Source organism: Pseudomonas sp. NFPP07, assembly GCF_900115645.1.
GTDB classification, from domain to species: domain Bacteria; phylum Pseudomonadota; class Gammaproteobacteria; order Pseudomonadales; family Pseudomonadaceae; genus Aquipseudomonas; species Aquipseudomonas chlororaphis.
On the sequence record NZ_FOXG01000014.1, the window covers coordinates 38,083 to 57,175 of the forward strand.

The following is a 19,093-nucleotide window of genomic DNA, read 5'->3' on the forward strand; positions in this document are numbered from 1 at the left end:
CTATTTAAGTTGGTAGTCGTGAGTTCGAGTCTCACTCTCTTCCACCAATTATCAGAAGGTCGGCTTGTTCATTTCGGCGAGAGATCGATCGAGCGGCTGGTGGCTACACTCTATTTGTTGTGTGTGCTGAATTAAATCAAGGATGCAGGTATGCAGTGGATTGCAGAAGGTCGGCGCATTATCAAAGTGGCGGTGCCGCTTTCGATCGTTTATTTGATCGAAAGCATGATGGCCTTCGTTGACTCCGTGTTCATGGGGCGTTTTCGTGCCGATGAAATCGCCGGTTATGGCCTGGGGGCGCGTATCGTTTTCGATGCGACCAATGTCATCTGCCTGTGCGTCATCGGCATGGTCGCGGTTTTCTCCGCCAAGTACGACGCGCTCAAAGACAAGCGGGCGGTGGAAGCGCATGTGCAGCACGGCTTCTATATGTGCCTGCTGCTCAGCCTGCCGGTGGTCCTGGTGACCTTGAACCTTGGCAGTCTGCTGATGGCCTTCAACGTCGACGCGGCGGTGGCCCTGCAGGCCGATCAGTATGCGCAAGGCGCGGTGTACTCGATCTTGCCGCTGGCGTTGTTCTGCGTCTTGCGAGACCACTCGGCGGCGGTTTCCGACTTCTCGTCGATTTTCTACATCACGCTCTTCGCCAGCGTTTTCAAAGCGTTGATTTCCTACGTGCTGATCCTCGGCGAGTTTGGTTTTCCACGGCTGGGTGCGTACGGCGCGGGCCTTTCGACGTCCCTGGTCAGCTGGGGCATGCTGGGCGCGGAGATCCTGCTGTATTCCCTGAGCAATCGCCGGTCCGGCAAGACGTACGCGATCTTCACCGGCTGGGTCAGCCTGCGCTGGGCACTGGTCAAAAAGTACCTGGCGATGGGCCTGCCCCTCTCGGCGAACAGCCTGGTCATTTCGTTGATGTTCATCGTGCTGATGCTCTTTACCGAGAAAGTCGGGACCCTGGAGCTGGCCGCGGCGCAACTGGTGTTTTCCTATATCTACCCGGTCTTCATGCTGGTTGAAGGGGTGCGGGAAGCCATCGCCATTCGTGTGGCCCAGGAGCATGCGCTGGGCAACGTGCACAAGGTGCGCAAGCTGACGGTGGTGGCTTGCCTGGTGAGCATGCTGTTTCTGTTTCCTTTCGCCTTTGTGGTCTTTTTCGATTCCACGCTGGTCGCCTCGATGTTCTTCAACGTCAACGAGTTGGCGAACATTGGCCTGCTGACCCAGTTCAACCTGATCGTCGGCCTGGCCGCCCTGAGCATCGTCGTCGAGTGCGTGCAGGTCATCGTGCTCGGCGCGCTGAAGGGCCTGGAAGACACCAAGGTGCCGTTCCTGATCAATACCACCACCGCCTGGGTGATCGGCGTCGCCGGGGGCTATCACCTGACATTCAACCTGGACCAGGGGGTCGTCGGCCTCTGGGTGGCGCTGATTCTCAGCCATCTGGTGTCGCTGGTGATGTTGGCGGCCCGGCTGCTGCTGGTCACCAGGCCCAACAGCCCTCTGTTGTGCGCGACCTCGGTGCACGACTGACGGCTACTCATCGCCAGGCCGGTCGAACCCGGCCTGGACACCCATCATCAAGGTTTTCGGAAGATCGCCGGTCTGTACGGGGGAGTGCGTATGCGTGAAGTACTGGCTACTTACATTGAGGCTTATGACGTCGCGATCGATTGCCTGGAGCGTTTGCATGGCACCGAGCTGGCGATGGCCGTCGATCAATTGTTGTCGCGGATCGCGGCCTGTGACGATGTGCTGGTCAACAACGTGCTCAAGCACCATCGTCATGTACTGGAGCTGAACAGCGAGGAATGGGCGTGGTTCCTGCCCGGTATTCTCGAGCTGGAGCGCAACAGCGCCTTTGTGGCGGCCTACCTGATCGAGAAGATCCCGCTGCTCAAGCAACAGCTGGATATGCGGGCCTTCGTCGAGTTCCTGCTCGCCATCAAGGATCATTCGGCGCGCGGCCTGTCCTACCTGATCGGCACTGCCGATTCGGCCCTGTGTGACGACCTGGAGTCGATCCTGGAGGCGGTAGGCACTGACTATTATCAGGCCGCCATGGACTGTGTGCTGCGCCATAAGGATTCACTCGGCGCGTGCTGCGCGCCCTTGCTCATCCACATCAAGAACTACAGCCGGCACCTGCCTGCCACCGACCTGGACGCGCTGGCGGCCCTGGTCTGCGAAGTGCACACCCGTTACGGCAGTTTCGGCGCGGTGGCCCTGCTGGAAAACGCCGATGGGGTATTTGCCCGGCACAGTGTCCAGGCGGTGCGTGAACGCCTGGACGAACTGGCCGAGGCCAGTGTCGATTATTTCCATTACCTGCTTGCCAATGGCCTGCCGCAGGTCGGCGCGGTGCGCGCCGACACGGCTACGGTCGAGCAACTGGACGGCGCGAGCCTGACCTCGCATATCGATGCCCCGGGGGTGTTCGATGGCGGGTTGGTCTCGGCGATCATTTCCAACATGAACTTCATGGACCCGAAGACCCTGGAGAACATGCGTCATCAGTTGTCGATCGATGATTTCAACCGCTGGTTCGAACAGCAGCCCGCGTTCGCCAATGCGCGCATGCAGATCGCCGATGCCTATGCCGGAGCCTGGTTCTCGCCGTTCGACTACTGGGGGGGCGAAATGGGCATCGCCCGCTTCAGGACGCTGATAGGCCAGGCGATCGAGGTGAGCTACGACAAGCAGGCCCGGCAAACCCTGGTCTACCAGAACAAGGCGCTGTTCGACCGGCATGCCGAGTACAGCGAAAACCGCCTGCGACTGATGATCGATGCGGCGTTTCCCCAGGGCGGTGACGGATCGCCGGTGCCCGAGGATATCGCCAGTATCCGGACCTATCTGGACGACCACGATCGCCAGGCTTTGCGTGATCGGCAGTCCAGGCAGCGGGTGTTCATCAGCACCTGGAACAGGAACCCCTGGCAGGACTACAGCCGCTCCGACGAGTTTTATTCCTGCACCGGCATTGGCGATTACGCCGTCAACAATGCCCCGGGTTACCTGGTCGAACCGAACCTGTGCCGGCTGTATGTCTGGTACCAGGGGCGACGCATCGGCCGGCTCAACCTGATTGCGGTGGCGGATGTCGAGGGGACGCCGGGCCTGTTGCTCGATGGCGTCGAGGGTGGCGGTCGCCTGTTGCAGTCGGAAGAACGGGTGCTGGACATCCTCGGCAGTGTCGCCGGGTTCGCCAGGCGTTGTGGCCTGAGTGCCTATTACATCAACTGCAAGGCCACCTACAACAATGTGCCCAAACAGTTCATAGCCCAGGCGATTCGTCATGTCGGGCTACCGGTGACGCCTGCTTATCTACGTCGCTATTACCAAGGAATGGAAATCTATCAGGCGATGCCCCACGGACTCATACCGTTCTTCGAATCCTTCGGGAACAACCTGTCCGGGATCGTGAGCGGCCTGAAAATCACGTTGCCCTAGGGGTCAACGTTCACAAGGAGGTGTTATGTCGACTACATTGACCGATCACGAGTACCTGGCCCTGAACTCAGCCTGCAGCTTCGCTGACGGGCACGCCTATCACGAGTTGCCCTGCGGGCTGGAGGGGGTCGTCGAGCAACTGCCGAACATTTGGTATGACTGCAATCAAACCAAGGTTCGCGACATGGAGAAGTCTTTCAAGTGTGAGTGGGCCAACCTGCTCGATTCCAGCGAGTTGTTGCGCCACGAGCACTTCCGGGTTTCCCCGACCGCGTCGAACTCCATCGATATCGTCGCGACACTCCTGGCCGAGCGGGCCCCGCGGGTGCTGCTGATCGAACCGACGTTCGACAACCTGTACCTGATGCTCAAGCGCCGCGGCTGCGAAGTGTCACCGCTGAACGAGCAGGCGATGATCGACGCCATCGACCAGGATAACGTGGCCGAGCTGCTGGACGGGCATGCGTTCGATACCCTGTTCCTGGTCAACCCGAACAACCCCACCGGGTACCTGATCCGCGAGAAACAGTTCAAGGTCATCGCCGAATACTGCCAGCGGCGCAACAAGGTGCTGGTGGTGGACTCGACCTTTCGTTTCTATACCAGGCAACCCTTCAATGACTATGCCGCGCTGTTGAAGGCGGGCGGCTCGTTCGTGGTCATCGAGGACACCGGCAAGACCTGGCCGACCCAGGACATGAAGTCGAGCATGATCGTCTATTCCGAGGACCTGGCCGCGGGGCTGGAAAAGATCTACGAAGAGATCTACCTGTGCCATTCGCGTTTTGTCATGGGGGTGTTCGTCGATCTGTTCCGGCGCACGGCGGCGGTGGGCCTGGAACAGGCGCTGGTGCATGAGATCGGGCTGCGCAGCGGCAAGGTCAGGGCATTGCTGGCCGGTACCGATCTGCGCTGCATTACCGACAGCCGCGCGACGGCGATGCCGCTGGAGTGGATCGATGTCTCGCGCACCGGGAAGACCGACGCGGAGCTGATCAAGCAGTTTCTGCGCCACGGCTTCCATTGCCTGCCAGGCAGCCACTTTTTCTGGCACGCCTATTACGAACGCGGCATCCAGAGTTCGCGCTTCATCCGCATCTCGCTCGCCCGTCCCGCGCAGGTCTTCGAAAACGGCCTGACGCTGTTGCGCAACATCTGCCATGAATCGAACCTGGCCAGGCTGGCCGTGAACGGTTGAGTCATCCCCCTGCGTTCCTGCTGGTGGCGGCTCATTCATCCGCAGGGCCCAGCAGGCCTTTCTCATCTTTTTTGTGAGTCCCGATCGACGGCTTCACAAAAAAGATGATTTCTGGTGCCTCCTTGGCGAGCTCCAGAACCCTCCATTGCGCGGCACGGCACCCGCCGCTGGCGCCCCAAGCCCCATGCCCTGCGACCGCCGCCGGCGCCTGTACGCCACGGGTTCGGCCAGGCTCCCGTGGGCGTCCTTCCTGTGCTTAGCTTTCAGGATCCTGCTGTTCTCGCGGGGCGTGAACGGGTCTCGTCTCAGAGTGGAACAGTTGTCGCGAAATTAAACGCGGCCAGCCGGCGATTGCCTGGGAGATGCGTCCTGCAGCTTCAGCAAGTCCTTGATAAAACACATCATTTGTAAGCTGGCACGCTCCGTGTATTGCTGACTTCAGACGTTTCTCTTGCCTCCATGCCCGGCGCGACGGGCATGGCAGAAACCCTGAAAACGACGCACGACAATAATAAAGCTCGCCAATAAAAAGCTCCGTGGAGGTCCGACCTTGATCAAGAGAACACTCCGAGCAGGCACGTCCAGCGGCCTGCTGGCGCTGGCGGTCTGCGCCGCCTTGCATGCCCCTCCCAGCCTTGCCGCGCGCGAGGCCCAGGCCATCCTCAAGGAAACCTGCCAGGGCTGCCATACCCCGGAAACGGCGGGCGGCCTGAGCCGCATCAGCCACCAGCGCAAGACCCCGGAAGGCTGGCTGATGAGCATCGCCCGCATGCAGGTCATGCATGGCCTGCAGATCAGCGACGACGATCGCCGCACCCTGGTCAAATACCTGGCCGACACCCAGGGCCTGGCGCCGAGCGAAACCGACGGCGTGCGCTACGCCCTGGAGCGGCGCCTGAACACCGTGGAAAAGTTCGACGAACAAACCAGCCAGATGTGCGGACGTTGCCACTCCGGCGCGCGGGTCGCCCTGCAGCGGCGCCCGGCCCAGGAGTGGGAGCGCCTGGTGAACTTCCACCTTGGCCAATGGCCGTCCCTGGAATACCAGGCGCTGTCCCGCGATCGCGACTGGTTCGACCTGGCGCGCAAAGAGATGGTGCCGCTGCTGGCCAAGCGTTATCCGCTGGACAACCCGGCCTGGGCCAAATGGCTGGCCAGCGCGCCCAAGGCCGAGACCCTGGTGGGCGACTGGAGCTTCAGCGGCCACCTGCCGGGCAAGGGCGAACTGGCCGGGGTGATGAGCGTCGCTGCCGATGGCAACGACACCTTCAAGGTCGGCATCAAGGGCCAGTACGCCGACGGCAGCCCGTTCAACGGCGAGGGCAGCGCGATCCTCTACAGCGGCTACGAATGGCGCGGCAATGTCAGCATCGACGGCGTGAGCATGCGCCAGGTATTCGCCGCCAAAGGCAATGCATTGCAGGGCCGGATGTTCGAGGCCGAGCACGACGAGCGCGGCCTGGACTTCGTCGCCGCCAGGCAGGGCAGCAGCCGTTTGCTGGCGGTGCAGCCGGGTTACCTGAAGGCTGGCGCCGAAGCTGAAGTCACCCTGATCGGCAGCGGCCTCACCGGCAAGCCGAACTTCGGTAAAGGCGTGGAAGTGCTCGAAGTCATCGAGCAGAGCGCGGAGCGGATCAAGGTCCGGCTCAAGGCAGCCGCCAATGCCCAACCGGGCCTGCGCAACGTCACCGTCGGCACGCTGAAAGGCCCGACGCTGTCGGTCTACAGCAGCATCTCCGAAGTCAAGGTGGTGCCGGAGTTCTCGGTGGCGCGGATCGGCGACGGCGGCGGTTCGACGCCGAAAGTCCAGGGCCGCTTCGATGCCGAAGCCTGGGGCAAGGGCGCCGATGGCAAGCCGTATCGCATCGGCGTGTTCCCGGCGCAGTGGAAGGTCGAGCCCTTCGACGAGCGCGCCAGGGAAGACGAGGACGTCAAGTTCGCAGGCACCATGCAGGCCGACAGCGGCGTGTTCATTCCGGGCGATGCCGGGCCGAACCCGCAGCGCAAGATGTCCACCAACAACGCCGGCAACCTCAAGGTGATCGCCGCCATCGACGACGCAGGAAAATCCCTGACCGGCGCAGGCCACCTGATCGTCACCGTGCAACGCTGGAACAATCCACCCATCCCCTAAGGCACGGTCCGTGACTGACGACACCCTTTCGGAATGACCGCGGGCCCCCGCCAAAAGGGGCCGGCACAGGAGGTTTGCAATGGACGCTATCTTGAATCTGGTCGAACGCAACCTGCACGAAGTGCAGGTCGATGCCGACCGTATGCTGTTCCATATCCCCAGCAGTTCGCTGTTCGCCAGCGATGCCTTGACCGGCAGCATCATCGATGCCCTGCGCGGGCCGGGCTGTTCTTCCAGCGACCTGATCCAGCGGCTGGCCAGCCAGTACGACGGCGAGGAAATCAACGAAACCCTGCGCGAGTTGATTGCCCTGGAACTAGTCAGCGACGGCTCGCCGCTGACTGAGGAATGGACCGTCAAGCGGGTCGAGCGCACGGCAATCAACACCGTGGTGCTCAACGTCAACACCGGCTGCAATCTGAGTTGCACCTACTGCTACAAGGAGGACCTGGACAAGCCCTCGGCGGGCAAGAGGATGGACGTCGAGACGGCCATCGCCTCGGTGGAAATGCTGCTCAGGGAATCCCCCGACGAGGAGCGTTTCACCGTGGTGTTCTTTGGTGGCGAGCCGCTGAGCAACCGCAAGCTGATCGAGTACATGGTCGACTATTGCGAGCAGCGTTTTCGCGAGGCGGGCAAGTTCGTCGAGTTCGTCATGACCACCAACGCCACGCTGCTCACCGAAGAGACGGTGGACTACCTGAATGCCCACCGCTTTGGCTTATCGGTGAGCATCGACGGGCCGAAGACCGTGCACGACCGCAACCGCATCACCGTGGGCGGGCAGGGCACCTATGACGTGGTGCGGCGCAAGGCGCAGATGCTGCTGGCGCGCTACGACAGCCGCCCGGTCGGCGCGCGGGTGACGTTGACCACCGGCGTCACCGATGTGGAAACCATCTGGGACCACCTGTTCAACGAACTGGGTTTCGCCGAGGTCGGGTTTGCCCCGGTGACCTCGGGCGATATCAGCAGCTTCAACCTCACAGGCGAGGAACTGATCGAAGTCTTCGCCAGCATGAAGCGCCTGGGCCGGCGCTACCTGGAGGCGGCCCTGGAGCATCGCAATATCGGTTTCTCCAACCTGCACCAGCTGATCACCGATATCCACGAAGGCCACAAGAAGGCGCTGCCCTGTGGCGCCGGGCTGAAGATGCTGGCGGTGGACCACAAGGGCGAGCTGAACCTGTGCCACCGCTTTACCGGCTCATCGCTGCCGACCTTCGGCAATGTGCGCGAGGGCGGGGTGAAGCAGATGGAGCTCAACGACTTCCTGTCCCAGCGCCTGGACCGCAGCAACACCGGCTGCGACAGCTGCCGCATCCGCAACCTGTGCTCCGGCGGCTGCTACCACGAGAGCTACGCCCGCTACGGCGACCCGGCGCACCCGACTTATCACTATTGCGAACTGATGCGTGATTGGGTGGATTTCGGCATCGAGGTCTACAGCCGGATCATGGCCCGCAACCCTGCGTTCATCAGCAGTTACATCACTCCGCGCAAGGCCCACTGACATGAAACATCTCAAGCCGATCAATAACAAAGCCCAGAAACTGGAACAGGCCGCCGACGAGAACCGTATCGAAGAAGTGGTCGCCATGAGTTCGGTGGCCGGTTGTGCCTCGACCACCGACCCGGGCTGGGAAATCGATGCCTTCGGTGGCGTGTCGTCCTTGTGCCAGCCGATGGAGGCCGACCTCTACGGTTGCTCCGACCCTTGCTGGTGGCCGGCCCAGGTGCCGGACATGATGAGCACCTACCCCGACTGGAACAAGGACGCCCAGGTCTCCAACGAGAACTGGCGCAACCTCGGCACCGTCTTTCCCAAAGATAAATAGCCTAAAGACAAGTAATCGGTCAGTAGAAGGATTCCAGCATGCGCTTGATCAATGCCTGCGGCCTGGCCGCTTCCGCCGTCCTGGGGGCCTGTTCCCTCAGCGTCCTGGCCGATGACAACAGTGACAAGGCCCTCAACGCCGGCCATGAATACATGGTCACCACCAACTACCCGAACAACCTGCACGTGATCGACCTGGCCAGCGACACGCTGTACAAGACCTGCAAGATGCCCGACGCCTTCGGCCCCGGCACCGTGCAGCTGGCGCCGGACCGCAAGGTCGCCTACGTGCTGAACAACCATTACGCCGATGTCTATGGCGTCGAACTGGACAGCTGCAAGCAGGTGTTCCACGCCAGCATCACCCAGCAGCCGGGGGAAAAGGCGCGCTCGATGTTCGCCTTCACCGTCAGCCACGACGGCAAGGAGCTGTACACCGTGGCCAACCCGACGCTGATGCTCAACGACCGCTATGAGGTCAAGCCGCCGCGGCTGGATGTGTATGCCACCGACGGCGGGCTCAAGGCCAAACCGGTGCGCAGCTTTCCGGCGCCACGGCAACTGACCATCATGCAGAGCGGTGACGACGGCTCGTTGTATGTGGCCGGGGCGGATGTGTACAAGGTCGACGTCAAGACCGGCAAGTTCGATGTGCTGATCCCCAGCCGCCACTGGAAACGCCCGAACTACAGCGCGCCGGACGTGCTCTACGTGTGGAACCAGCAGACCTGGCGCCATGATTTCTCGCTGCTCTACACCGCCGCCAGGTTCAAGGATAAGAAACAGGACCCGGCCACTGCCGAGTACCTGTACGGCCTGTTCAGCATCGACTTGAAAACCGGCAAGAGCGAAACCACCGACTTCGGCCCGCTGACGGAAATCTACTTCAGCGGCATGCGTTCGCCGAAGGACCCGAACCTGATGTTCGGCGTGCTCAACCGCCTGGCCAAGTACGACATCCGGCAGAAAAAACTGCTCCAGGCCGCCACCCTGGACCATTCCTACTACTGCATTTCGTTCAACAAGGCGGGCAGCAAGATCTATCTGGCCGGGACCTTCAACGACGTGGCGATCTTCGATGCCGACAGCCTGAAGCAGATCGGCAGCATCAAGCTGCCGGGCGGGGACATGGCGATCACCACGGCCCAGGTGTTCGAGCGCTAGCCATCGCGAGCAAGCTCGCTCCTACAGGAACGGCGACGCCCTGTAGGAGCGAGCTTGCTCGCGAAAAATCTAAAGATCGCCGCCGATTCAATTCCCCGGCACTGGGCAGCCGAGGTCGCCTTCCTGGCACTTGAGGTAGGTCTTGAACGCCTCGACCCGGGCCTTGGTCAGGTCGGTGGTGCAGTTGCTGTAGATCAACGGATAGACGCTGCCACCGGCCACCCCGGAGGCGGCGAACCCGCATTCCGCATCCCGAAAAGCCACCCAGGCGCGCTGGGCGCCGACCAGCAGCTTCTTGCCGTCCGGGTTGTCCTTCAGGCGCTGGGTGATGCGCTGGTAGAGCGTATTCAGTTCCTTGTCCGCCGCCTTGTGCTGCTCGGCGGCGCACTGGTTCATGGCGGCCTGGGTGCTGGCATTGGCACAGTCGGCGGCCTGGGCCAGCGGGGTGAGCAGAAGGGGCGCCAGGGCCAGGAAAATGCGTGAGTTCATGGTGATTCTCGCGATGGACGATCAAGGGGGCATCAAGGACGTTTTGCGGGCCGCCCGGTTCTGGTTGGCGACAGCTCTTTGGCCTGCATCCTAGCCCTGACGACGACCGCGTGTCCGTCTTTGCGGAAAAATGCAACTTAAAGGTTGCTCTTCTGCCAGGGCGAGCTAGGGTTTGATCACTGGAGGTGACCCATGAACTCATCAGATCGCATCGAAAGAAAGATCCTGCTCAAGGCAACCCGTTCTCGCGTCTGGGCCGCGCTGGCGAATGCCGAGGCGTTCGGCAGCTGGTTCGGCGTGGCGCTCGCGGGCCAGCGTTTTGTCGTCGGGCAACGGACCCGGGGGCAGATTACCTATCCCGGGTATGAACACCTGATCTGGGATGTGCTGGTGGAGCGGCTGGAGCCCGAACATCTGTTCGCCTTCAGCTGGCACCCTTATGCGGTGGAGCCGGGCGTGGATTATTCCGCCGAGCCCAGCACCCTGGTGCAATTCGAACTCGAAGACCTGGACGGCGGCACCTTGCTGCGGGTGGTTGAGTCGGGATTCGATGGCATTCCACCCGAGCGGCGGCTCAAGGCGTTTCGCATGAACAGCCGCGGCTGGGACGAGCAGATGAACAATATCGAGACCTACCTTGGCCCCTGATACTTCTTCCCCATCCCTGCTGCCGGCGGCGGCATCCCTGGACGGCTCGGCCATGATCTTCGCGGCACTGGGCGACGAGACCCGCCTGCGGCTCGTTGCCATTCTGTGTAGCGGCGGCGCCCTGTCGATCAGCCAGTTGACCCTCGGCACCGACATCAGCCGCCAGGCGGTGACCAAGCATTTGCAGGTGCTGGCGCAGGCCGGGCTGGTGCGCGACGCCAAGCTGGGGCGCGAGCGCCTGTGGGCATTCGAACCGGGCCGGCTGGCCGAGGCCCGGCGCTCGCTGGAGGTGATCAGCCAGCAATGGGATCATGCCCTGGGTCAATTGCAGGCCTTTGTCGAGTCATAACGGAAAGAGTCACGGATGTTCGAGTTTTACCTGAAACGCTGGAACCTGCAGGTCGATGGCGCGCCCATCGTCACCCCTGGCAGCCACCTGTTGCCGGTGCGCCTGGACGATGCGCCGGCGATGCTGAAGATCGCCCTCGACGACGAGGAAAAATACGGCAACCGCCTGATGGTCTGGTGGGCCGGGGAGGGCGCCGCCCGGGTCTACGCACACCACGGCGATGCCTTGTTGATGGAGCGGGCCATGGGTCGGCGCTCGCTGATGCAGATGGCCCTGGCCGGCGAAGACGACGAGGTCAGCCGGATCGTCTGCGCCAGCCTGGCACGCCTGCATGCGCTACGCGCGACGCCCTTGCCGCCGCTGTTGAGCCTGCAGGAATGGTTCAAGGCCCTGCGCCCGGCCGCCCGGCGCGAGGGTGGAGTTTTCCTGCGCTGCCTGGCCACGGCCGATGAACTGCTGGCTACCCCTCGGGAACAGGTGGTGCTGCACGGCGATATCCATCACGACAATGTGCTGGATTTCGAGGACCGCGGCTGGCTGGTGATCGATCCCAAGCGGGTCATGGGCGAGCGCGGTTTCGATTTCGCCAACCTGATCTGCAACCCGGACCTGGCGACCAGCAGCGATCCGCGGCGCTTCACCCGCCAGGTCGAGGTCATCGCCCAGGCCGCCGGGCTGGAGCGCAAGCGCCTGCTGCAATGGGTGCTGGCCTATACCGGGCTGTCCGCCGCCTGGTTCCTGGAGGACGGCGACGTACCCAGCGCGGAACACCAACTGCAAGTGGCGGAATTGGCCATCCACGCTCTGGAAGACGCGGCCTAGGGGTTTTGGCAGGTCGATCTATGGCGAAAGGCTTACATGCGCTGGCTGCTATCTCGCCTGTTGCCGATTGGGCGACAGGCTTAATCTTCACCCACCAACTGCAGCGCAGGACGCGCTCAGGGTCATGGATGACCGACCATGTGCAAGGATGCAGCGACAGGATGTCGTAATGGTCTTGAAGAAACCCCGCTTCGGCGGGGTTTTTTTTGCCTGTGGAAAAGCTAGAGGTGGCGGGTTTCCTCCGGCACGTTGCCCCAGTTGTCATGGCGCCCGTCGGCATAGTGCACCGGGGCCGCAAGCAGTTCCTGCAGGTCGATGTCATCCAGGGTCATCACTTGCACCGCGACATAGTCGCCGCCGATCTCCTGCACATGACCGCGCCCGAAGGGGCGCACGCCGCAATGCTTGCAGAACAGATGATGGGTATTGCCGCTGTTGAACCGATAGTCGCTCAGCGCCTGTTCGCCACTGAGCAGGCGAAAGGCCTTGGGGGCGATGATCGCGTTCCAGTTGCGGGTCTTGCTGCAGATCGAGCAATTGCACTTGTTGGTGCCCTGGCTCAAGTCGATCTCGGCTTCATAGCGCACGGCACCGCAATGACAACTGCCGGTGTAAGTCTTGTGCATGGCAAGGTTCCTGAGGGAAGGCTGGGCCAGAGTGTAGAAGCTGCCCGGACATTAGCGGGAAAACTTTTTGATTAAGGCCAGTAGCCAGTATTGAATGTGCCCTGCTTAAATAAAAAAAGTTCCGATAAGAGCATGTAAGTTCGTCCGTTGGGTAGCGCGAAGGGCCTACCAGAGTTGGTAGGTTTACAAGCGTCCGATTGCAGATACAGTTTCAACCAGAAGACGGGTTCTGTCCCACTACAGGTTCTTTCTGTCAAAAACAGGCAGAAAGTATTTGTCATGCGGGGTGGGCGATTTCCGGTTTCAGTTCGTCACCAGGCCACTGCTCCGGGTGCTGCTGTTTTTATCGTGCATCATGTTTTGTTTTTTAAGTTCGACCAGCCACGAATACAGTGCGCGTCTTTCTCGTCGTGCCCAACTTATAAAAACTGCCTTTTATGCTGAAGTTCACATTCAAGTGAATCTCTGGCGTGTCTGTGTGGTTGAAAAGCCAAAGGTCCCCGCACTTATGAAACATGTTCTTGTGGTTCGTTATTCGCAAAGCGGTCAGTTGAACGACGTGGTCGAAAGCCTGATCTCGCCCCTGCGTTCGACGCGGGAGGTCAAGGTGCATGAAGTGGTGCTCAAGCCCCGGGTCGCCTATCCGTTTCCCTGGCCAGTGGGCCGGTTTTTCGACGTGTTTCCCGAGACCGTGCAGCTCAGCCCGCCGGCCATCGAACCGCTGCATACCGATCATCCCGGGCCCTTCGACCTGGTGATCCTGGCGTACCAGGTCTGGTATCTGTCGCCGTCGCCGCTGATCACCGCGTTTCTCAAGAGCGCGCAAGGCAAGCGCCTGCTGGCCGGGCGCCCGGTGGTCACGGTGATCGCCTGCCGCAACATGTGGCTGATGGCCCAGGAGGCGGTCAAGCGTTTGCTGCACGAGGCCGGCGCGCGGTTGCGCGACAACGTGGTGCTGACCGACCGGGCCAATACCTTCGCCACCCTGATTACCACGCCGCGCTGGATGTTCACCGGCAGCCGCGAGTCATTCCTCGGCCTGCCCAAGGCCGGGATCAGCGCCGAGGATGTCCAGGGCGCCGCACGTTTCGGGCGGGCATTAAAGGCCGCCCTGCAGGCCAATAAAGAGCAAGCCGACGGGCCGATGCTGGCAGGGCTGGGGGCGGCGACCGTCAACCCCGGGCTGATACTCAGCGAGCGGGCGGCCTATAGAGGCTTCAAGTTCTGGTCGGGAATAATTTGCCGCTTCGGCAAGTATGGGCAATGGCTACGGCGACTCTTGCTGTGCCTGTTCATCGTTTATCTATTGTTGGTCATCTTGACTGTCCTGCCTGTTTCACTGGTGTTACGCCGTTTGCTTCATCCCTTTATCCGGGCGCGTCTCGATAAGTTACAGCGTTATTACGAACAGCCGTCCGGTTCGCAACTAAATCTTGAATCCGAAGGGTGAAATCATCATGAGTGAATTGTTTGTCTATATCACGAAAACATCCACTTATATGCCGGGAGAGGCAGTGGATAACGATACGATGGAGAGCATTCTCGGGTATGTGGGCGGGCGACCTTCACGGTCTCGGCAAGTAGTGCTGCGTAATAACGGAATCAAGCAGCGCTATTATGTGCTGGACCCGCAGACCGGTATTCCCCGTTTCACTAACGCGCAAATAACCGCCGAGGCAATCAAGGGCCTGGTGGGCGACGGCTTTACCCTGGACGCCATGGAATGCCTGTCCACCGGCACCACCATGCCGGACCAGTTGATGCCCAACCATGGCGTGATGGTGCATGGCGAACTGGGCAACAAGCCTTGTGAGGTGGTGTCCACCGCCGGCATCTGCCTGGCGGGCCTCACCGCGCTGAAATACGCCTACCTGTCGGTGCTTGCGGGGGCCAGCCGCAATGCCGTGGCCACCGCCTCGGAGGTGCCTTCGCCGGTGCTGCATGCGCGCAATTTCGATGCGGAAAACGAGGCGCTGGTGGCGCAGATGGCTGCCCGTCCGGAAATCGCCTTCGATAAGGATTTCCTGCGCTGGATGCTGTCTGACGGGGCCGGGGCCTTCCTGCTCGAGAACCAGCCACGGGCCGGAGGTTTGTCGCTGCGCATCGACTGGATCGACATCTTCTCCTACGCCAACGAATTACCGACCTGCATGTACGCCGGCGCGGAAAAGGCCGAGGACGACAGCCTGATCGGCTGGAAGCTGCTGACCCCGGAGGAGTGGGCCTCGCGCTCGATCTTCGCGATCAAGCAGGACGTGCGGCTGCTGAACGAGAACGTGGTGAAGTACACCCTCGGCAAGCCGCTCAAGGAGGTGATGATCAAGCGCAACCTGTCGCCCGAGGCCATCGACTGGTTCCTGCCGCACATGTCATCGGAATACTTCCGCAAGCCGATTGCCGAGTGCCTGGAAAACACCGAACTGGCGATTCCCCAGGAGCGCTGGTTCACCAACCTGTCCGAGCGCGGCAACACCGGCTCGGCGTCGATCTACATCATGATCCATGAGCTGCTGGAGTCCGGACGCCTGCACAAGGGGCAGCGCGTGCTGTGTTTCGTCCCGGAAAGCGGGCGCTTCTCCGGCGGCTTCATGCACCTGACGGTGGTCTGACGCGCCTCGCCAAGGCGCAAGAACCCGGTGGCCGGCGTGGGTCGGCCACTGTTTCGTGGTACGCATCCAACTGCAAGGGAATGAACATGGAAAACCTCGAACAACGCGTGAAAAGAGTGGTGGCGACCGAACTGGCTGTCGACCTGGCGCAGATCGGCAACCAGGACTCGTTCGTCGAGAACCTGGGAGCAGACTCGCTGGCCCGGGTGGAACTGGTGTCGGCCCTGGAGGCCGAGTTCGACCTCACGATCCCGGACGATGCAGCCGATGGCCTGCAGACCGTGCAGCAGGTGGTCGACTACCTGCGACAGGCCAGTGAGCAAGCAGTCCCGGCCTGACGCCGGTTCATCGAAGATGCGGCCAGGGCTCAGCTGGCCGATAAGGTTGCTCTGGTCCGCATCTTTCTTCAGCTTCTGTAAGCGCCGTCTCAGGCCTGCCGCCACTGCGCCACGACCCTGTCGACGATCTCGCCGCGCTGCTGGATGGCGTTCGCCGCGAGCCGCTGGGCTTGCTCTACCACCGCTTTGGGCGCTGTCTCTGGGCTACCGGCCGTGAAAGGTGGAGCCGGGGCGTATTCCAGTTGCAGCTGGACCCGCTGCGCCGTTGCATCGCCGAACAGTTCGCCGGCCAGGGTCAGGGCAAAATCGATCCCGGCGGTAATTCCGCCACCGCTCAACAGGTTGCCATCGCGCACCACGCGTTCCTGTACCGCGATCGCCCCCAGCGCCTCCAGCAAATGGTGGTAGGCCCAGTGGGTGGTGGCGCGCCTGCCCCGCAGCAGCCCGGCGGCGCCAAGCACCAGGGAGCCGGTGCAGACCGAGGTGACATAACGCGCCTGCGCCGCCTGCTGGCGGATGAAGTCGAGGGTCTGCGGGTCTTCCATCAACGGCCCGACACCGGCGCCACCGGGGATGCAGATCACGTCCAATGGCGGGCAATCGGCGAAGCTGGTGGTCGCCTGCAGCACCAGGCCGGTGCTGGCGGTGACCGGCCCGCGCGCCTTCCAGACCAGATGCACCTGCACGTCCGGCAGCGACGCGAGCACATCGTAGGGGCCGGTCAGGTCGAGTTGCTGGACGTTGGGGAACAACAGGAAACCGATCTGCAGCGTCATGGGGTCTCTCCCTGGAGAAGTTCGAAGGTGTCCGCTCTTATGTGGCTGGACGGTTCGACTCTAGCGCCCTAGGCTTTGGCGAATACGCCAACCTACCCACGATTTACGCCAATCATGTCCCAGACCGCCAGAACCGTTCATGTACTGACTTTCGCCAACGCCCAGGTACTCGACGTCACGGGCCCGCTGCAGGTGTTTGCTTCGGCCAACGACCTGGCGCGGCACAAAGGCCTGCCGCTGCCCTACGCGGTGAATGTGATCGCCGCGGGCGACGGGCCGGTGACCACCTCGGCCGGGCTGGTGCTGCTGGCCGAGCCCTTGCCGGCGCCGGGCACGCCTTGCGACACCCTGGTCATCGCCGGCGGCTGGGGCGTGTACGCCGCGGCGGAAGATCCGGCGCTGGTGGCCTGGGTCCGCCAGCAGGCGGCGCTGGCGCGGCGGGTGGCGTCGGTGTGCACCGGGGCGTTCCTGCTGGCCGCCAGCGGCTGGCTCGACGGGCGCCGGGTGGTCACCCACTGGACCCGCTGCGAGCAACTGGCGCGGCAATATCCGCAGCTGCGGGTGGAAGCCAACCCGATCTTCATCAACGAGGGGCCGGTGTGGACCTCGGCCGGCGTCACCGCCGGTATCGACCTGGCTCTGGCGCTGGTGGAGGCGGACCTGGGGCACGCCATGGCGCTGGACGTGGCCCGGCAACTGGTGGTGTTCCTCAAGCGCCCGGGCGGCCAGTCGCAATTCAGCGCGACCCTGGCCCTGCAAAAACAGGGCAGCCGCTTTGACGACCTGCACGCCTGGATCGCCGAAAACCTCGGTCGCGAGCTGAACATCCCGGCCCTGGCCGAGCGGACCGGCATGAGCGAACGCAGCTTTGTCCGCCACTACCGCGCCGATACCGGCCAGACCCCGGCCCGGGCCATCGAACAGATCCGCGTGGAAAGCGCCCGACGCCTGCTCGGCGACAGCGGCGTGGCGATCAAGCGCATCGCCGTGCAGTGCGGCTTCGGCAGCGAAGAAACCCTGCGCCGCAGCTTCCTGCGGGTCGTCGGCGTGACGCCGCAGGCCTATCGGGAGCGCTTTTCGCCGGAGGGGGAGTCAGGCTTCCAGTAGTTCCAGCAATGCCTGCAAGGTGGCGTGCGGCGCTTCCTGCGGCACGTTGTGGCCGACCCCGGGCAAGATCCGGCGTTGGTAAGGGCCGGTGAACAGGCCGATGTCTTCGTCCTCTTCGCTCGCCGGGCCGACCCCGTCATCGCCGCCGCACAACGAGAGGGTCGGCACGCGGATCGGCGGCTGCTGCGCCAGGGCCTGCTCGATATGTTCCAGGCTCGGGTCGCCCGGCGCGTACATGAAGCGATGCCGGTAGGAGTGGATCACCACCTTGACGAAGTCCGGGTTGTCGAACGACGGCGCGCTCAGATCATAGAGTTCGCGGCCGCGATCCCAGGTCGGCGACCACAGTCGCCACAGCAGTGCGCACAGTTCGCGGCGGTTGGCGGTCAGGCCGTCGACCCCGCGTTGGGTGTGGAAATAGTACTGATACCAGAGCCGGTGCTCGGTCTCGGGCGGTCGCGGCTGGGTCGAGCGGGCGATGTCCTGGATGTTGTAGCCGTCGGCGCTTACCAGGCAGCGCACCCGTTCCGGCCACAGGGCCGCGACGATGCAGGCGGCGCGACCGCCCCAGTCGAAACCGGCGAGGGCGGCCCGGGGGATCTCCAGGGCGTCCATCAGGTCCAGCAGGTCCTGGGCCAGCGCCGCCTGTTGCCCGGAACGCGGGATGTCCGGGCCGGCGAAACGGGTCGGGCCGTAGCCGCGCAGGTACGGCACGATCACCCGATAGCCGCGCGCCGCCAGCTCGGGGGCGATCTCGTCGTAGCTGCGCGGGTCGTAGGGAAAACCATGCAACAGAATCACCGGCTCGCCGTCGGCGGGGCCGTGGTGTTCGTAGGCGACACGCAGGGACGGGGTCTGGATGTACTGGACAGAGAGCGAGCTGTTCATGACGGATCCGGCGACAGGGAAAGCAGCAACCTTAGCTCAAACTGCATGCCTGGTCAGTGTCGGGCCAGGACTTCATTCGTGGGCTTTGCCCTGGGCATGAAGCGTTGACGAATGCTTCAGACCTCAGCCAGCGGCTACAGGAAGGCGAGCTCGGCGCTGGTCGTGAGGTGCTTGAAATGGTGCTGCCACAACCGCACGCCCAACTGCCCGCTGCGGTCCAGTGACGAGCCCAGGGTCAGGTCGGTGATCAGCGTCGGTTGCAAGCCGGCGTCGAACAGGGCGAAGCCGGCGGCGAGCACGCAGGTGTCGGTCTGGATGCCGCAGACCAGCACGCGGTCCGGGGCCAGGCTGCGCAGGTAGGCGATGGTCTCTGGCGTGGGGGCGTAGCCGTGCTTGATGAACACGCGGTCGGCGGCGACCAGGCTGTGGTCGTCGGCGGCGGGGCGCCAGCCGAGCTGGCGGACGAAGGGCGTGCGACTTTCGTCATGGCGCTCGACGGTGGCCACCGAGGGCAACTGGCCGAGCAGGGCGTTGATGCCGTTCACCAGCCAGTCCGGCGGGTTGAACGTGGGTTGCACATCGATGATCAGCAGCACCTGGCGCATGGGAATCCTTGAGCGGGCCGGGCGGCCTATTCTGCCCGCAAACCGCCGTT

Annotated in this window: 19 protein-coding genes; 14 read left to right on the forward strand and 5 right to left on the reverse strand. The window is 62.8% G+C overall.

Translation table 11 applies throughout. From position 1 onward, the window contains the following. Positions 1-150: 150 nt before the first annotated feature. The 7 genes from BM019_RS28920 (at position 151) to peaD (ending at position 9,786) form a co-directional block, all read left to right on the forward strand. Positions 151-1,533 carry an MATE family efflux transporter gene (locus BM019_RS28920; protein ID WP_009044842.1) on the forward strand — a complete coding sequence of 461 codons (1,383 nt, stop codon included), beginning with the start codon at positions 151-153 and terminating at the stop codon, positions 1,531-1,533. Between the two features lie 90 nt (positions 1,534-1,623). Continuing rightward, complete coding sequence (locus tag BM019_RS28925; RefSeq protein WP_092422278.1) at positions 1,624-3,453, forward strand: hypothetical protein; 1,830 nt, start codon at positions 1,624-1,626, stop codon at positions 3,451-3,453. A 25-nt stretch (positions 3,454-3,478) separates the two neighbouring features. Continuing rightward, on the forward strand, positions 3,479-4,651 hold the full coding sequence (locus tag BM019_RS28930; RefSeq protein ID WP_092422281.1) for an aminotransferase class I/II-fold pyridoxal phosphate-dependent enzyme: 1,173 nt from the start codon (positions 3,479-3,481) through the stop codon (positions 4,649-4,651). A gap of 553 nt (positions 4,652-5,204) precedes the next feature. Continuing rightward, positions 5,205-6,785: a quinohemoprotein amine dehydrogenase subunit alpha gene (gene peaA / locus BM019_RS28935; RefSeq protein WP_092422363.1), complete on the forward strand. Its 1,581-nt coding sequence runs from the start codon at positions 5,205-5,207 to the stop codon at positions 6,783-6,785. Between the two features lie 79 nt (positions 6,786-6,864). Further along, positions 6,865-8,298: a quinohemoprotein amine dehydrogenase maturation protein gene (gene peaB, locus BM019_RS28940; RefSeq protein ID WP_092422284.1), complete on the forward strand. Its 1,434-nt coding sequence runs from the start codon at positions 6,865-6,867 to the stop codon at positions 8,296-8,298. 1 nt (position 8,299) lies between these two features. After that, positions 8,300-8,623 (forward strand): quinohemoprotein amine dehydrogenase subunit gamma, encoded by a 324-nt coding sequence (gene qhpC, locus BM019_RS28945; protein WP_092422287.1) that lies wholly within the window; start codon positions 8,300-8,302, stop codon positions 8,621-8,623. Positions 8,624-8,661: 38 nt separating this feature from the next. Next, positions 8,662-9,786 carry a quinohemoprotein amine dehydrogenase subunit beta gene (gene peaD, locus BM019_RS28950; RefSeq protein WP_092422290.1) on the forward strand — a complete coding sequence of 375 codons (1,125 nt, stop codon included), beginning with the start codon at positions 8,662-8,664 and terminating at the stop codon, positions 9,784-9,786. An 87-nt stretch (positions 9,787-9,873) separates the two neighbouring features. Here peaD and BM019_RS28955 read toward each other — a convergent pair whose 3' ends face one another. Beyond that, positions 9,874-10,275, reverse strand: a complete 402-nt coding sequence (locus BM019_RS28955) for a lysozyme inhibitor LprI family protein (protein WP_062825161.1) — start codon at positions 10,273-10,275, stop codon at positions 9,874-9,876. Positions 10,276-10,467: 192 nt separating this feature from the next. On the opposite strand from BM019_RS28955, the gene BM019_RS28960 reads away from it, so the two are divergent. Genes BM019_RS28960 through BM019_RS28970 form a run of 3 tightly spaced genes read left to right on the forward strand, consistent with a single transcriptional unit; the run spans position 10,468 to position 12,094 of the window. After that, complete coding sequence (locus BM019_RS28960; RefSeq protein WP_092422293.1) at positions 10,468-10,923, forward strand: SRPBCC family protein; 456 nt, start codon at positions 10,468-10,470, stop codon at positions 10,921-10,923. Continuing rightward, positions 10,913-11,272, forward strand: coding sequence for an ArsR/SmtB family transcription factor (locus BM019_RS28965; protein ID WP_092422296.1), 360 nt, complete (start codon positions 10,913-10,915; stop codon positions 11,270-11,272). The genes BM019_RS28960 and BM019_RS28965 overlap by 11 nt, the downstream gene beginning before the upstream one ends. A 15-nt stretch (positions 11,273-11,287) precedes the next feature. Continuing rightward, the gene (locus BM019_RS28970) at positions 11,288-12,094 is read left to right on the forward strand and encodes an aminoglycoside phosphotransferase family protein (RefSeq protein ID WP_092422299.1); all 807 of its coding nucleotides are present in this window, start codon (positions 11,288-11,290) and stop codon (positions 12,092-12,094) included. Between the two features lie 221 nt (positions 12,095-12,315). Here BM019_RS28970 and BM019_RS28975 read toward each other — a convergent pair whose 3' ends face one another. After that, a complete protein-coding gene (locus BM019_RS28975) occupies positions 12,316-12,720 on the reverse strand; it encodes a GFA family protein (RefSeq protein ID WP_009044831.1) in 405 nt (134 codons plus the stop codon). 508 nt (positions 12,721-13,228) lie between these two features. Between BM019_RS28975 and darA the strand changes: the two genes are divergently transcribed. The 3 genes from darA (at position 13,229) to darC (ending at position 15,667) form a co-directional block, all read left to right on the forward strand. Further along, positions 13,229-14,170 carry a 2-hexyl, 5-propylresorcinol biosynthesis aromatase DarA gene (gene darA / locus BM019_RS28980; protein WP_092422302.1) on the forward strand — a complete coding sequence of 314 codons (942 nt, stop codon included), beginning with the start codon at positions 13,229-13,231 and terminating at the stop codon, positions 14,168-14,170. 7 nt (positions 14,171-14,177) lie between these two features. Then, positions 14,178-15,329 (forward strand): beta-ketoacyl synthase DarB, encoded by a 1,152-nt coding sequence (gene darB / locus BM019_RS28985; RefSeq protein ID WP_007921929.1) that lies wholly within the window; start codon positions 14,178-14,180, stop codon positions 15,327-15,329. Positions 15,330-15,409: 80 nt separating this feature from the next. Continuing rightward, entirely contained in the window at positions 15,410-15,667 is a 258-nt protein-coding gene (darC, locus tag BM019_RS28990) for a 2-hexyl-5-propylresorcinol biosynthesis acyl carrier protein DarC (RefSeq protein ID WP_139217398.1), read from the forward strand. Between the two features lie 89 nt (positions 15,668-15,756). Here the strand turns inward: darC and inhA are convergent, their stop codons facing one another. Next, complete coding sequence (inhA, locus tag BM019_RS28995) at positions 15,757-16,443, reverse strand: isonitrile hydratase (protein WP_092422308.1); 687 nt, start codon at positions 16,441-16,443, stop codon at positions 15,757-15,759. A 114-nt stretch (positions 16,444-16,557) separates the two neighbouring features. Here inhA and BM019_RS29000 point away from each other — a divergent pair, with 114 nt between their 5' ends. Beyond that, complete coding sequence (locus BM019_RS29000) at positions 16,558-17,550, forward strand: GlxA family transcriptional regulator (RefSeq protein WP_092422311.1); 993 nt, start codon at positions 16,558-16,560, stop codon at positions 17,548-17,550. On the opposite strand, the gene BM019_RS29005 is transcribed toward BM019_RS29000, so the two are convergent. After that, on the reverse strand, positions 17,536-18,438 hold the full coding sequence (locus tag BM019_RS29005; protein WP_092422314.1) for an alpha/beta fold hydrolase: 903 nt from the start codon (positions 18,436-18,438) through the stop codon (positions 17,536-17,538). The genes BM019_RS29000 and BM019_RS29005 overlap by 15 nt on opposite strands. Before the next feature lie 134 nt (positions 18,439-18,572). After that, entirely contained in the window at positions 18,573-19,043 is a 471-nt protein-coding gene (locus BM019_RS29010) for a cysteine hydrolase family protein (RefSeq protein ID WP_092422317.1), read from the reverse strand. Positions 19,044-19,093 lie beyond the last annotated feature (50 nt).